Raw genomic sequence first — 13532 nt, 5'->3', positions numbered from 1 at the left:
CCGCCCGTTTAGAGCAGCACACCGCCATCGGAGAACGGCAAGGTGTCCTCTCCTGGATGCAGCTCTGGTTTCACCCGGGGCTTGGCGGCCGGGGCGGCGTCGCTCTGCTGTGGCGCAGGCGCGCTCGGCTCACTGCCGGCCACCGCACCGGCAGGTGCTTGGCCCGGCAGGGAACCGCCGAGAATGTTGATCGTCTGCGCCAGCGGGGCGCCGGAACCGTCACGCTTGGCGAATTCGGTTGGCAAGGCGCGCACCACCCCGGCGGCCGAACTGGCGCGGGCCGGCCCGTAACCGGCGTAGCCCAGCGCCAGGTAGTCCTCGCCCTTGGCGAAGCGGTGTGCCCGCACACCGGCCGTCGCGCGTCCCTTCACGGGGAACTCGCTGAAGGAACTGAGCTTCACCGACTGGCCCGAGGTCCCCGGAAGGGTCTGCGATCCGGAAGCTATGGTCGCCACGACCGCGTCCTCATTGGCCTGGCCCACCACGCCGAAATGAATGACCCTGTCCTCTCCGGCCAGCTTGATGCCGGCCATGCCCGAGGCGGTCCGCCCCTGCGAGCGCACGGCGGTGGCGGGGAATCGCAATAACTGGGCCTGGCGAGTCAGGAAGACCAGCTCATCGGAGTCCTCGGCCGGCGCGGCGGAAACAACGACATCGCCGTCCTTCAAGGTGATCACCTCGAACTCTTCGCGGTTCAACGGATAATCGGGGGTGACGCGTTTGACTACGCCATTTTGCGTGCCCAGGGCGAAGACCCGGTTCAGCGGCAGCAACGCCACCACGCGTTCGCCCTTTTCAAGCTTCAGGAATTCGCCGACCGGGACGCCATTGGCCAGCTGCGGGAAGCCATGAGTTTCGGGCAGCACCGGCACGTCGATCAACGAAATGCGGATCATCCGTCCGGTGGTTGTCAGCGCGCCGATCTCCCCGCGGGCGGTCGAGGAGACCTGGGAGGAGAGCACATCGTGCTTGATGCGTGCGGAGGAAAAGTCCAGCGGGCTCCGGTCATGGGTGCGGGCGATCTGCCCGGTGGCCGAGAGCAGCACGAAGCAGGGCGAATCGGAGACTTCCAGGGCCAGCTTCGCTGTTTTTCCGGTGCCTACCTCTTCGGGCAGCGCGGTGCCCTTCAGCGGTTCGAGGGCGGAGGACTTGTTCAACTTGGTGCGCCGCGGCGTGCCGAAGGTCTCCGCCATCTGGCCGAGCTCCGCGGAAACCAAGGCATGCAGCTTCTGATCGTCGCCCAGGATTTCGCGCAGCTCGGCGATTTCGGCGCGCAGCTGCTCGGCTTCGGCCTCCAGCTCGATCCGCGAGTACTTGGTCAGCTGGCGCAGGCGCAGTTCCAGAATGTGGCTTGCCTGCGGTTCGCTGAGATCGAAGACCGTCATCAGCCGTTCGCGGGCTTCGGCGGTCTGCTCGGAGGAACGGATGATTGCGATGACGTCATCGATGTCGAGAATCGCGATCAGCAGCCCTTCGACCAGGTGCAACCGGTCTTCGCGCTTGGCCAGACGGTGCGCGGTCCGCCGGCGGACCACATCGATGCGGTGCTCCACATAGACGGTCAGCAGTTCGCGCAGTCCCAAGGTGCGCGGCTGGCCCTCCACCAGGGTCACATTGTTGATCCCGAAGGAGTCTTCCATCGGGGTGTACTTGTACAGCGCGGCCAGCACGGCGTTCGGGTTGAAGCCGTTCTTAAGCTCGATCACAAGCTTCAGACCATGGTGGCGGTCGGTGAGGTCAACGACATCAGAGACGCCAACGATCTTCTTGTTGTTGACGCCGTCCTTGATCTTCTCGATGACTTTTTCGGGCCCTACCGTGTAGGGCAGCTCGGTGACCACCAGCGCGGACTTGCGAGCCGAGATCTTTTCCAGGCTCACGGTGGCGCGGGTGCGGAATGCGCCGCGGCCGGAGCGGTAGGCGTCCTTGACGCCGTCAAGTCCCACAATCGTGCCGCCGGAGGGCAGATCCGGACCCGGAACGAACTTCATGAGTTCTTCGACCGGTGCATCCGGATTCGCGATCAAGTGCTGCGCCGCGGCGACTACCTCGTTGAGATTGTGCGGTGCCATATTCGTGGCCATGCCCACCGCGATACCGGTGGTGCCGTTGACCAGCAGATTGGGGAACGCCGCAGGCAGCACCTCGGGCTGCATGAACTGGTTGTCATAGTTGGGGACGAAGTCCACCACGTCTTCGTCGAGGTTTGCGGTCATCGCCACCGCGGAGGCGGCGAGCCGGGCCTCGGTGTAACGCGGGGCGGCCGGTCCGTCATCGAGCGAACCGAAGTTGCCGTGGCCATCGATCAGCGGCAGGCGCAGCGAGAAGCTCTGCGCCAGACGCACCATCGCATCGTAGATCGCCGTGTCCCCGTGCGGGTGGAGCTTACCCATGACTTCGCCGACCACGCGAGCCGACTTCACGTGGCCCTTCTCCGGGCGCAGGCCCATTTGGGCCATCTGGAAGAGGATGCGTCGCTGCACCGGCTTCAGGCCGTCTCGGGCATCCGGTAGCGCACGCGAATAGATCACCGAGTAGGCGTACTCCAGGAAGGAGGATTCCATTTCGCTGGTGACATCGATATCGACGATGTTCTCGACGAAATCCTCGGGAATCTCGGGAGTTTTTTTGCGAGCCATTACTCTGCCTTCGCCCTTCATCTGCTGCTTCACGGCCTAAAATGTCGGATTTCGTGTTGCAGCTGGGCGCAAACGCGAAAGCGCGACTATTCTAAGCCTATGGTGGATCGTAAACTTTCAGCGGCATATCCAGCCCACTGGGAAGCAGATGTTGTTCTTCGCGACGGCACGACCGCGCATCTTCGGCCAATTACGCCCCAAGATGCTCAAGCCTTGCAAGATATGCACAAACAGCAATCTGAAACTTCGGTTTACCTACGCTATTTTACGTACAAGTCGTCGCTGACTCCTAAAGAGCTCGAACGGTTCACCAATGTCGACCATCGCAACCGGGTGGCCTTCACCGTGCTGCGCGGTTCGAAGATCATCGGGGTAGGCCGCTATGACCGGCTGGACGATCCAACGGAAGCCGAGGTCGCGTTCAACGTCTCGGACGAATACCAAGGCACCGGAATCGGTTCAATCCTGCTCGAGCACCTTGCCGCCGCCGGGCGAGAAAACGACATAGTCAAATTCACCGCCGAAATCCTGCCGGAGAACCGCAAGATGCTCACCGTATTCTCGGATGCCGGCTATGCGGTGGCCCGGCACTTCGAGGATGGGGTGATCATGCTGGAATTCCCCATCAGCCCCACCGAGAAATCAAAAGAAGTCACCGAAGCGCGAGAACACCGGGCCGAAGCGAGCAGCGTTGCCGGGGTGCTAGCACCGTCCGCCGTAGCGGTTATCGGTGCCAGCCGCGCCTGGGGGAGCATTGGCCACGACGTGCTGGACCGGCTCGTCGAAGGGGGATTTACCGGCACCGTCTATGCCGTCAACGAGCAGGCCTTCGAGGTCGGCGGGCTGCCGAGCTATGGAAATATTACCGAGGTCCCCGGCCCGGTGGACTTGGCAATTATTTGCGTGCCACGAGAACGGGTCCTGGAAACCATCCAGGACTGTGGCGCGCACGGAGTCAAAAGCCTGATTCTCATGACCGCGGGCTACGAGACCGCCGACGGCCTAGTGGCCCAACGCAAGCTGGTGGCGCTGGCCAGGGCAAATGGCATGCGCGTCATTGGACCAGCGTCCTTAGGGGTACTCAATACCGATCCGCAGATCCGCCTCAATGCCTCGCTGGCAAGCGAATTGCCGCAGGCAGGACCGGTAGGCCTGTTCAGCCAGTCGGCAGCCATGGGCATTGTTTTGCAAGGCGCAGCGATGCAACGCGCGGTAGGCCAAAGCAGTGCCATCTCAGCCGGGCTGCGCGCAGATGTGTCCGGCAATGACGCGATGCAATATTTCGAGGATGACAAGCGCACCGGCGTCGTGGCGATGCATTTGGAATCCTTCGGCAATCCACGTAAGTTCTCCCGCATCGCCCGTCGCCTGGCACGCAGCAAACCGGTGATCGTGGCCAAATCCGACCTGATGGGCCGACGGATACCACCGGGACACTCGGTGCGCTTGGGCGAAGCCCCTCCGGCGGCGTTGAATGCGATGTTGCGGCAATCCGGGGTGATCCGGGTGAGATCCATCGAGGAGCTCATGGACGTCGCCTCGCTGCTCTCGGTATTCCCGGCACCTGCCGGACCGCAGGTAGCGGTGCTCTCGAATTCTTTGGCCCTGGCCGAAATCGTCTGTGATGTCACGGTGGGACGCAACCTGTTCGCCACCGCGCAGAGTGAAGAATTGGATTACTCGCTCGGAGAATCACGATCGATCTCGATATTGCGTGCGCGGGTGACCGAACTTGTGCAAGATCCGCAAGTGCACTCGGTGATCGTGGCGCATCTTCCGGCCATCGGGATAAACGCTCAATCGGTGATCAAGGTGCTGACCGAATTCAAGGGGCAGGACAAACCCGTCATTGCCCTCACGCCAGGCATCACGGATCCGAAATTCCGTGAGGGTGTGCATCAAGGCATTCCGGTGTTTACCTCGCCTAGCGAGGCCGTTGGCGCGCTGTCCAAAGCCTACGGCTACAGCCAATGGATGAACGTCCCGTTTCAAGCCCTGCCGGAACCCACAGATGTGGATGTTACCGGTGCGCATGAGTACCTTGAGCAGCTGGTCGGCGACATCGTCGGTACCGAACTGAAAGAGCTGAACCACGAACAGTCCAGTAAACTCCTTGGCTACTATGGCATCAAGGTATTCGATTCGACGGTGGTCAAGTCCGCCGAGCAAGCCCTGGATGCCGCCAACCGGCTCGGTTGGCCGGTCGCGCTGAAAGCCAACGATCCGGATATGCGCCAACGCCTCGATCTGGGCGGCGTTCGATTGAACATTCCAGATGCGCAGAGCCTAGAGGCAAACTTCAATCATATGAGCTCGCTCATGGCCTCGTACGACGTGACCTCGCTCGAAGTGCAATCCATGGCACCGGCAGGTCAAGCCTGCGTGATCAAGGCGGTGGAAGACCCGTTGCTCGGGCCGGTGATCTCCTTTGGACTGAGCGGCGATCCGGTGAACCTGCTCGACGATTGGGCCCACGGGGTGGCGCCACTGACCACAGAAGACCTCGACAACCTGATTCGACGCCCGCGCAGCAGCGTTCGGCTCCTTGGCTATCAGGGTCTGCCGGCGGTGGACCTGGAATCCCTGAAAGACTTCATCACGCGCGTCTCGATGCTCAAGGATCATCACCCAGCGGTGACGATTATGAACTTTGCGCCGGTTAGCGTGGCTCAGGATTCGCTGAGTGTCCTGGGGGTCAGCATGAAGATCGGCAATACCGAACAGCGTACCGATAGCGTGCGGCGGGCCCTGCGAAGTTGAGCTGAGGGGTGGCTTGGATGATTTGGTCCGTTGCACTCGGTAGAATTAGGTTATGAACTCACCAACGTATTCCACTACCGCTGGTGCTGAATTGCAGCACGACCTGGTCAGGGCCGGCTTCTACCCGCAGATGGTGCAGGACGTCTTAGCCGAGGCAATGATGTCCCAACCGGTGCTTGACCACTACGTTCATCTGGAGACGCACTTCGACCACACCGAAGTTCACCGCCACATCACGGTTTTGGTGCTCAGCGAAAAAGTCTTGTTCATCATCCACGTAGACGATCAGCAGCTCGATGACCACGGCAATAATGTCGTGGCTCAGGTCTCGACCGAAATGATCTCCTTGCGACGTATCGCCTCGGTCGCTACCAATTATGTCTATCACCAGCCACAGCATTACCGCACAGGCGATGAGGTACGTGAGCTGACCTTCGGCATGTCATGGAACGGGACGAGCCGAATCGACCTCGCCCCTGCTCCCTGCACCGATCCGCAGTGCGATGCAGATCATGGGCTGAACGGAACCGCGCAACCCGAGGACTTGGTGATTCGGGTCAGCGCCGAGGCCGACGGGCAGCGCGCGGTCAACAAGGCACGCGAGTTCGCGGTGCGTTTGCGACAAGAAACTATCTGATTGCGTATGAGCCAAATTTTGAGCGATCCCGCGTTGCCAACGCCGCCTCAGGCGCTGCCTGCGGCCCCTGCCTACGGGAAAACGACACTGTCGGAAATTCTCCCTTCCGCCGCCCACGCACTCGGCGTTCCCGGCTACCGCAATCCGCTGGGGCTAAAAGCCACTAAACGGGTCAGCCTGATCATGGTTGATGGGTTGGGTTGGAATCAGTTCAAATCCCACGCGGCGCACGCCCCATTCCTACGTTCGCTCTTTGAGCGAGCACAGAAGCTGGGCACCGGTTTTCCTTCGACGACTGCGACGAGCCTGACCAGCCTGGCCACAGGTGTAGCACCTGGCGAGCATGGCATGCTCGGCTATGACGTGATCGATCCCGAGCGCCGGCGAGTAGTTAACCAACTTGGCGGCTGGCCCGCGGATCTGAAGCCAGAATCCTGGCAGACCGTTCCCACGGTATTCGAGAGAGTCCAAGAACACGGCATCCATGTGGCTTCGGTTTCATTGCCCCTCTTTGCGAATTCTGCATTGACCCGCGCCGCCTTGCGCGGGCCGAAATTTGTGGCGGCCAAACAAATTACCGCACGCGCCCGGGCCACTCAAGAAGTTTTTGCCAGCCACCGCAACGCACTGGTGTACACCTACTTTAATGAACTAGATAAAGTCGGCCACAAATTCGGTGTGGATTCCAGCCAGTGGCGCGACACCCTCGAGGAAATTGACTACGTCATCAAATCGCTGGTCTCCCGATTGCCGGAAGAGACCACCGTGCTGATCACCGGTGACCACGGAATGGTCGATGTCCCTGAATCGCAGCGCATCGATTTCAGCCTCGAACCAGAACTCATCGAGGGAGTCGAGCTCACCAGCGGGGAACCGCGCGGCGTGCATTTAACTTTTGCCGCGAAGACCAGCGACGCGCAACGCCACCAGGTACGCGAAGCATGGCGACGTGCCTACGGCTCGAAGGCCTGGGTGCTCAGCCGCGAGGAAGCGATCGATCTGGGGTACTTCGGCAATATCCCTGAAGCCCATGCCGCTCGCATGGGTGATTTGATCATCATGGCCGCCGAAGCAATCGCTTTCTACGATGGTCGGCGGGTGGCTCCGATGGCCTTTGACATGATTGGCCAGCATGGCTCGCTGACCGCCGGCGAGCGATTCGTTCCGCTATTTACGCATCGCACCAAGTAATTCGCGGATAAGTCGATTTCAGACCGGTAAAACAAGAGGCACTGCACAAAGTTGAAAACATTTGTGCAGTGCCTCAAGTTTTGCGCGGAAGCGGCTCGTTTAGGAGTCGGTGTCCTTCTTGCGCTTTCCAAACATGATGTCATCCCAGCTTGGAACCGAAGAACGCTTCGGCTTGCGCGGGGAGGAATCCTCGGCGGAAAGATCGGGTTCCTGACTTGCGTCGTTGGAATCTTCCTTGTCCGTGACTACCATCAACTGCGAAGTCCGAGATGAGATGCCTTGTGACAGATGGGGGAATGACTCCTCATCGTCGTTCTCATACTTGCTCATGCTGCGTTCAATGATCTCGTTCAACCGGTCATCCTTCGCAGGATCCTCCGGGGCACGCTGGCCACGACGGGAATTGAGCAGGCTGACCAATTCCTCGGAATCGTTATTGTCTGCGCTGGCACTTGGTGCGGCCGGCTGCTCGGCCTGGCCTACGGCTGCGATGGGACGAAAATACTCTGGTGCCTGCTGCTCGCTTAACGTTTGCGCCCAACGATTTAGGTTCTTCAAGGACTTGCGCGCCGGGGTGAAAGCCCACTTGGCGACATTTTCCTTGCCGTCCGCCGAACCGTTGTCCAGCGACTCAACGTTTTCAGATGGCAACGGAGAATCAAACTCCACCGTTACGATCCACTGGCCCTCAGGATCCTTCCAAGAGTTCCAGCGTGCGTGTTCGGCGTCGATATTGAGCTGGTGCAAACGATGCGTCACCATTGAACCAAGGTCCGCCGGTTCTTCGCCGAAAATCTCGCGGTACTCGGCATCGGTTTGAGGCCCGGAAACCTCTACCCGACGAGCCAATTCAGCGATGTGCTCACGTTCTGCTAACACTGGGCCTTCATACTTGACGATCTGTTCAACCGGAACATTCCATTCCAAGGACAGATCGTAAGCGGAAGCTCCAGCACGTACTCGTGCCTGGATCTCACGCGGCGAATGAACCGAAGACTCATCGCGGTTTCGCGGCGCCCGAGCTCGGGCGATTTCGGCCATTGCACTGCGCAGCGCATCGTCGACGGAAAGCTCAAAGCTCATCCCATCGTCGCTGCTGACCTGCAGGCTGGAACCATTTTCATGAATTCCTACCAGTCTCAGCTGACGCATTACTACCCTCCACACGGTCTATTTCCTGAGTAAAACTCTGCCACCTATGACCCTGATTTCCTATTACCGCCCCGGGTGTGGCGCAAGAATACTCGCAAGTTCATATCACTTTGTGGCTGATGTGTCACTGGCGGGAATGTTCGGCGCAGTTCAACGTTATACTTTTAGGCCGGTACTGGTGTTTACCAACAAGTGCCAAGTATCGAGATTATCGCCAGCGGAAAAGAGTGAAATACGATCATGGCCAATGAAAATGTTGCCTCACGTGAGACCAGCCAAGACCAGTCCCGCGCCGAGCAGCTGGCCGCAGCGAAAAAATTGGGCACCGCCGCGTCCGCGAACCTGGTCGATGAAAGCGAAGCTGAGCTTGCCGAAGCCTATGTTTTGCCCGGGGGAGAAGCCGGCCAAGACGAAGCAAATGTGGATATCATTCCGGAGCAAGCCGACGAATTCACCTGTGCCTCGTGCTTCATGGTGCGCCACCGCTCCCAGCTTGCCCGCGAAGATCAAGGGCAAAAATATTGCACCGAGTGCGAGGGCTAAGCCCCAACACTCGATGCAAGAAACAGACTTTCGGGGCTAAGTGCTAGCCCTGTTCTTCGGTAGATTCCGGAGCGCGGAACTGGATAGCCTCTTTGGCTTCCTGTTCTGAGGAATCACGCTGAGCCTCCTCGGTGAATTCATACATCACACCGCCCAGAGCCGCGGTGAGCTCTTCGGGGCGGCGCGTGGAAGTGATCCAATAAGGGGTCTCATCGCGCGGATCGGTGACTTCCATGCGAACTACCGCATCGAGCCAGCCGCGCAAGTTCATGAATGCTAGTCCATGCAGCTTCTGGCCACGCTGCTTGAATGCTTCTTCGCCGCGATAGCCGATGGCCTCGCCGACGAATTTTCGCTCAATGGTAGCGCGGCCCACGGTGAGGCTTTCTTCGGTGACTTCCAGGGTAGGGACCTTAAGCAAGAAGATCACCGCGATGCCGACCAGGACAATGAGTCCGATTGCGATACCCCAAGGGATACTGATCGGGGCGACCGCTACGCCTGCGGTGATCGCGATTAGTAAAGGCCAAATCCATGTGCCGACCGAAGGCCATAGCTTTTCACGGAATAGAACATTTGAAGCCTCTGGGCTGGGAGTACTCATACCAACCAGTTTAGGCAATTTTTCGGAGTTGAATAACCGCTCGGATTCACTGGCGCAACCCTTTGGCGGCGCGCGATAGAGTTGGACAGGTAGAAAACGACCAATCGATTTACCGGGAGATTAGAAAAACTCATGAATGAGCCCACGATTTCAGTCAAAATCAAGATGCTCGATCCGCAGCTCCCGGCCCCCAGCTACGCCCACCCGTCCGATGCAGGTGCTGATCTACATGCCCGGGGTGACGTAGTGCTCAAGCCGGGGGAACGCGCACTGATCCCTACCGGGCTCGCCTTGGCACTCCCGCACGGATATGTCGGCCTCGTTCACCCGCGAAGTGGTCTGGCCGCGAAGCACGGTATTACCGTCGTCAACGCACCGGGTACTGTTGATGCCGGATACCGTGGCGAGATCATGGTCACACTGTTGAACACGGACAACTCCAACGACTTTGAAGTACGTCGTGGCGATCGTATTGCACAGCTGGTTATCCAAAAAGTCGAACTAGCCCATTTTGAGCAGGTCGAGTCCCTCGACGACACGGCTCGCGGTACCGGTGGTTTTGGTTCAACAGGCGGATTCAACGCTAACTAAGTACCCTTGGTGTAAGAGCGCAAAACTTTAAGGACATCATGTTTTTCAAGCGTAAGAAGTCGGTAGAGCAGCCGGTCGAAGAGCCAACCGTCGAGGAAAGCACTCCGGAGCCCACCCCTACCAGCGGCCCATTCGACATCAGCGACGTGCCCGAAACCGATAGCTACCTCGACTTCGGTTCGATTCTCGTCAAGCCGATCCCTGGCATGAAGGTGCGCATGGATATCGAACAGGCGAATCAGCGGGTAGTGGCGGTTTCGCTGGAGATCGCCGAATCGCGCGTCCAACTGATGGCTTTCGCTTCTTCGAAGTCGGCATCCCTATGGCCCGGTATCCGTGAAAAAATTACCGGCGATATCCATGGGCAGAAGGGCGAGATCTTCACCCGCGAAGGAGAATATGGCGAAGAGCTTCTCGCCAAGGTTCCGCAGCAGCTGCCTGATGGCCGCGCCGGACACGTCGCGCTGCGTTTCGTGGGCGTCGACGGGCCGCGTTGGTTCCTGCGCGCGGTCGTTGGCGGTGCCGCAATCGCCGATGAGGAAGCTACCCAGATCGTTGATGAACTGCTGCGTAGCGTCGTGATCAACCGCGGCGATAAGCCACTGCCGCCGGCTGAGCTACTTCCATTGAACGTACCGAGCAATGCCAGTACCCGCGTCGAGACACCCGAACCGGAAATCACCCGTCCGGAACGCGGCCCTGAAATCACCCAGATCGGCTAATGGCATGTCCTGCGAGCCCGGCCCTTTAGAGGCCCATCTTGGCAGCAGGGAAATCAGGCCGGCACACCTGCGCCTGGAGTCCTTGTCCGAGTTGCCGGTAAAGGGGCGAGTTGAGCACCTCGGGTACATTCAGTCGGTCAGCTACTCGGCCCCCAACACGCCACCGCGTCTGACCGCCGTAGTGGTGGACCGGTTGGCTGGAGTTGGTGGGCGCCGTGGCACCGTTCCGCATGTAAAGCTGCTGTTCATGGGCCAAAAGCAGGTACCCGGGATTAAACCCGGAGTAAAAATCAGATATGCGGGCATGGTTGCGCAGGTCGATCATGTGCCCAGCATCTTCAACCCGCGCTACCTGATCGTTCCGGTCAACCGCCGCTAAGTTTTGGGTTCTATAGTTGCCGTATAAGCAGGTCTCGCACCGCGACCGAGGCAGAAGTGAGAAGCATGAACAACGAAGAACAGCCAAACGAGCCGCAACGCCACAAGGAGCACTCGTTGGCTTCGAGCCTCGGACAGAATGCAAAGCTGGCGCAGAATGCCGACGGCGGGATCGATGTCATCGCCAGCGTTGGCGGTACCCGCGGCATCGTTGAGACGGTGCTCCCGGGTTTCGTGTTCGTCATGGTGTACGCGCTCAGCCTAGAGCTTTCGTGGGCGTTGATCGCCTCGATCGGGCTCGGGGTGCTGTTCATGATCGTGCGGCTAGTGAAGAAGTCATCGCTGATGCAGGCCGCCAGCGGTCTCATCGGGATTCTGATCTGCGCCTTCGCGGCTCGTGCCACAGGTGAAGCCAAGGACTACTATGTTCCAGGCTTCTTTATCGGCGCCGGCTATCTGCTCGCGATGCTGATTTCGATTATCGTCAAGTGGCCGCTGGCCGGGGTGCTCTTCGGATTCATCCGCAACGAGGGAACCGCTTGGCGTTCCCAGCCGGCAAGGCTACGCCGCTACAGCGTCGCGACGTGGATCATTATCGGGGTATTCATTGCACGTCTCGCGGTGCAGTTGCCGATGTACTTCGCCGACAATGTGGTGGCCCTGGGCCTTGCCCGCGCGTTGATGGGCGCCCCGCTGTATGCCGCTGGGCTCTGGTTCGCCTGGCTGGTATCCCGTCCGGCCAAGGACATCCAGCCGGAGCAGACTCGGCAGTAAAACTAGCGGGCCGCTCCGCGCAGAGTGCGTCGCAACGGGCTTTCAGCCTCGGGAGTGGTGATGAAGAAGATTTCGTCTCCACCCTCGATCACGTCATCATCGCTGGGCGGGAACGGCGCCTTATCGCGCACCACCGCCACGATGGTGGTGTCTTGAGGCCAGGTGACACGGCCCAGGGTACGTCCAATCAGCGCCGAATCGTGCGGCACGGTGAATTCGACCATATGCACCTCACCGCTTTTGAGCGTCAGCAGGCGTACCAGGTCTCCAACTTCTACTGCCTCTTCGACTAAGGCAGTCATCAGCCGCGGGGTGCTCACCGCCACATCCACGCCCCAGGCGTCGTCGAACATCCATTCATTCTTTGGGTGGTTTACTCGTCCCACGGTTCGACGCACACCAAATTCGCTTTTGGCCAGCAGCGAGACCACCAGGTTAACTTTGTCATCTCCGGTGGCCGAGACGACCACATCGTATTCTTCGAGCTTGGCTCGCTGCAGGACCGCCAGTTCGCAGGCGTCTCCGATGAGCCACTGGACGTTTTCCAGATCTTCTCGGTCAGCCATTTCGGCTTTCGGATCGACAATGAGCACCTGATGGGAATTTAATACAAGCTCGCGGGCGATAGACGAACCAACTGATCCGGCCCCGGCAATCATTACTTTCACGTGTTTAGCTCTCTCCTTCAGTCGCTGACTGGAATCGGCGCATTGGCAAGGACTTTTTCCACATCTTTGCTTTTTTCAAGGCGCATCATGACATGGACCAAGTCGCCGCCTTGGAGGCGTGTGCGGCTTTCTGGGATGGTTCCTTCACCGAAACGGGTCAGGTAGGCGACCCGAACACCGGCAGCTTCTTCGAGCTCCTTGACCAGGTGTCCGTACCAGCCTCGATGCAAGGCGACTTCGGTTAACATCAGTCGTCCCGAGGGCTCGCGGTAATCGCCACGGATGGAATATTCGGGAAGGATGCGCCGCAGGACTTGATCGGTGCTCCAACGAACCGCTGCAACCGTGGGGATTCCCAAGCGTTGATAGATTTCGGCGCGTCCCGGGTCGTAGATTCGCGCCACCACATGCGGCACGTTGTAGCTTTCCCGGGCCACGCGGGTGGCGAGAATGTTGGAATTATCACCGCTGGAAACGGCCGCAAAGGCGTAGGCCTCGGCAATTTTCGCCTCGACCAGGGTATCCCGGTCAAAGCCCAAGCCGACGACCTTGGTTCCCGAAAATTCTTGTCCCAGCCGGCGGAATGCCTCAGGATTTTGGTCGATTATCGCCACCGAATGTCCGGCTTCGTCTAGCGTATGGGCCAGCGCAACGCCTACGCGTCCGCAACCCATGATCACAAAGTGCGCCACCGCCAACTCCTTGTTTTCTTGCCACCAGTGCAACTTCTGTGTGCTGCGCAGTTCACAGCCACGCAAGTAACAATAGCGCGCCGCGAACCACGCGCCTGAGACGAGGGTACTGCCTATGGCGCGCCCTGCGATAACGTTATCTCGTGCCTGCTTTATTTGATGGTCTTAAAAGGATCCTCGT

At 59.4% G+C, this 13532-nt stretch carries 13 protein-coding genes; 8 read left to right on the top strand and 5 right to left on the bottom strand.

Annotated features, from left to right (window positions below):
• Nucleotides 1–8 precede the first annotated feature (8 nt).
• On the bottom strand, nucleotides 9–2639 hold the full coding sequence (locus ACT3UQ_RS09985) for a DNA gyrase/topoisomerase IV subunit A (protein ID WP_444637062.1): 2631 nt from the start codon (nucleotides 2637–2639) through the stop codon (nucleotides 9–11).
• Nucleotides 2640–2738: 99 nt separating this feature from the next.
• Between ACT3UQ_RS09985 and ACT3UQ_RS09980 the strand changes: the two genes are divergently transcribed.
• The 3 genes from ACT3UQ_RS09980 to ACT3UQ_RS09970 are packed head-to-tail and all read left to right on the top strand — an operon-like array spanning nucleotide 2739 to nucleotide 7227.
• A complete protein-coding gene (locus tag ACT3UQ_RS09980) occupies nucleotides 2739–5399 on the top strand; it encodes a bifunctional acetate--CoA ligase family protein/GNAT family N-acetyltransferase (RefSeq protein ID WP_444637061.1) in 2661 nt (886 codons plus the stop codon).
• A 52-nt stretch (nucleotides 5400–5451) separates the two neighbouring features.
• On the top strand, nucleotides 5452–6036 hold the full coding sequence (locus ACT3UQ_RS09975; protein ID WP_096286405.1) for a DUF5998 family protein: 585 nt from the start codon (nucleotides 5452–5454) through the stop codon (nucleotides 6034–6036).
• 6 nt (nucleotides 6037–6042) lie between these two features.
• Nucleotides 6043–7227: an alkaline phosphatase family protein gene (locus ACT3UQ_RS09970; RefSeq protein WP_444637060.1), complete on the top strand. Its 1185-nt coding sequence runs from the start codon at nucleotides 6043–6045 to the stop codon at nucleotides 7225–7227.
• A 99-nt stretch (nucleotides 7228–7326) separates the two neighbouring features.
• Here the strand turns inward: ACT3UQ_RS09970 and sepH are convergent, their stop codons facing one another.
• Nucleotides 7327–8379: a septation protein SepH gene (gene sepH, locus ACT3UQ_RS09965; RefSeq protein WP_444637059.1), complete on the bottom strand. Its 1053-nt coding sequence runs from the start codon at nucleotides 8377–8379 to the stop codon at nucleotides 7327–7329.
• A 240-nt stretch (nucleotides 8380–8619) separates the two neighbouring features.
• Here sepH and ACT3UQ_RS09960 point away from each other — a divergent pair, with 240 nt between their 5' ends.
• The gene (locus ACT3UQ_RS09960; protein ID WP_105552392.1) at nucleotides 8620–8922 is read left to right on the top strand and encodes a DUF4193 family protein; all 303 of its coding nucleotides are present in this window, start codon (nucleotides 8620–8622) and stop codon (nucleotides 8920–8922) included.
• A 43-nt stretch (nucleotides 8923–8965) separates the two neighbouring features.
• Here ACT3UQ_RS09960 and ACT3UQ_RS09955 read toward each other — a convergent pair whose 3' ends face one another.
• Entirely contained in the window at nucleotides 8966–9526 is a 561-nt protein-coding gene (locus tag ACT3UQ_RS09955; RefSeq protein ID WP_105552391.1) for a DUF3093 domain-containing protein, read from the bottom strand.
• A 132-nt stretch (nucleotides 9527–9658) separates the two neighbouring features.
• Here ACT3UQ_RS09955 and dut point away from each other — a divergent pair, with 132 nt between their 5' ends.
• The 4 genes from dut (at nucleotide 9659) to ACT3UQ_RS09935 (ending at nucleotide 11991) form a co-directional block, all read left to right on the top strand.
• Entirely contained in the window at nucleotides 9659–10117 is a 459-nt protein-coding gene (gene dut / locus ACT3UQ_RS09950) for a dUTP diphosphatase (protein WP_105552390.1), read from the top strand.
• 38 nt (nucleotides 10118–10155) lie between these two features.
• Complete coding sequence (locus ACT3UQ_RS09945) at nucleotides 10156–10839, top strand: DUF3710 domain-containing protein (protein ID WP_105552389.1); 684 nt, start codon at nucleotides 10156–10158, stop codon at nucleotides 10837–10839.
• A 4-nt stretch (nucleotides 10840–10843) separates the two neighbouring features.
• The gene (locus tag ACT3UQ_RS09940; RefSeq protein ID WP_105649556.1) at nucleotides 10844–11218 is read left to right on the top strand and encodes a hypothetical protein; all 375 of its coding nucleotides are present in this window, start codon (nucleotides 10844–10846) and stop codon (nucleotides 11216–11218) included.
• Nucleotides 11219–11283: 65 nt separating this feature from the next.
• Nucleotides 11284–11991 (top strand): DUF3159 domain-containing protein, encoded by a 708-nt coding sequence (locus ACT3UQ_RS09935; RefSeq protein WP_105649555.1) that lies wholly within the window; start codon nucleotides 11284–11286, stop codon nucleotides 11989–11991.
• A 2-nt stretch (nucleotides 11992–11993) separates the two neighbouring features.
• Here ACT3UQ_RS09935 and ACT3UQ_RS09930 read toward each other — a convergent pair whose 3' ends face one another.
• Nucleotides 11994–12659: a potassium channel family protein gene (locus ACT3UQ_RS09930; protein ID WP_105552386.1), complete on the bottom strand. Its 666-nt coding sequence runs from the start codon at nucleotides 12657–12659 to the stop codon at nucleotides 11994–11996.
• A gap of 17 nt (nucleotides 12660–12676) precedes the next feature.
• Nucleotides 12677–13351, bottom strand: a complete 675-nt coding sequence (locus ACT3UQ_RS09925; RefSeq protein WP_105552385.1) for a potassium channel family protein — start codon at nucleotides 13349–13351, stop codon at nucleotides 12677–12679.
• Between the last annotated feature and the right edge of the window lie 181 nt (nucleotides 13352–13532).

It is taken from the genome of Glutamicibacter sp. AOP12-B1-11, assembly GCF_052379245.1.
In the GTDB taxonomy this organism is placed as follows: domain Bacteria; phylum Actinomycetota; class Actinomycetes; order Actinomycetales; family Micrococcaceae; genus Glutamicibacter.
This window is presented reverse-complemented; position numbering and strand designations above follow the sequence as displayed.

Bases quoted from the DNA above. Each gene is read 5' to 3' on its own strand.
- dut (WP_105552390.1), top strand. From the start codon at position 9,659: ATGAATGAGCCCACGATTTCAGTCAAAATCAAGATGCTCGATCCGCAG.
- ACT3UQ_RS09960 (WP_105552392.1), top strand. From the start codon at position 8,620: ATGGCCAATGAAAATGTTGCCTCACGTGAGACCAGCCAAGACCAGTCC.
- sepH (WP_444637059.1), bottom strand. From the start codon at position 8,379: ATGCGTCAGCTGAGACTGGTAGGAATTCATGAAAATGGTTCCAGCCTG.
- ACT3UQ_RS09975 (WP_096286405.1), top strand. From the start codon at position 5,452: ATGAACTCACCAACGTATTCCACTACCGCTGGTGCTGAATTGCAGCAC.
- ACT3UQ_RS09955 (WP_105552391.1), bottom strand. From the start codon at position 9,526: ATGAGTACTCCCAGCCCAGAGGCTTCAAATGTTCTATTCCGTGAAAAG.
- ACT3UQ_RS09935 (WP_105649555.1), top strand. From the start codon at position 11,284: ATGAACAACGAAGAACAGCCAAACGAGCCGCAACGCCACAAGGAGCAC.
- ACT3UQ_RS09970 (WP_444637060.1), top strand. From the start codon at position 6,043: ATGAGCCAAATTTTGAGCGATCCCGCGTTGCCAACGCCGCCTCAGGCG.
- ACT3UQ_RS09985 (WP_444637062.1), bottom strand. From the start codon at position 2,639: ATGGCTCGCAAAAAAACTCCCGAGATTCCCGAGGATTTCGTCGAGAAC.
- ACT3UQ_RS09945 (WP_105552389.1), top strand. From the start codon at position 10,156: ATGTTTTTCAAGCGTAAGAAGTCGGTAGAGCAGCCGGTCGAAGAGCCA.
- ACT3UQ_RS09940 (WP_105649556.1), top strand. From the start codon at position 10,844: ATGTCCTGCGAGCCCGGCCCTTTAGAGGCCCATCTTGGCAGCAGGGAA.
- ACT3UQ_RS09980 (WP_444637061.1), top strand. From the start codon at position 2,739: ATGGTGGATCGTAAACTTTCAGCGGCATATCCAGCCCACTGGGAAGCA.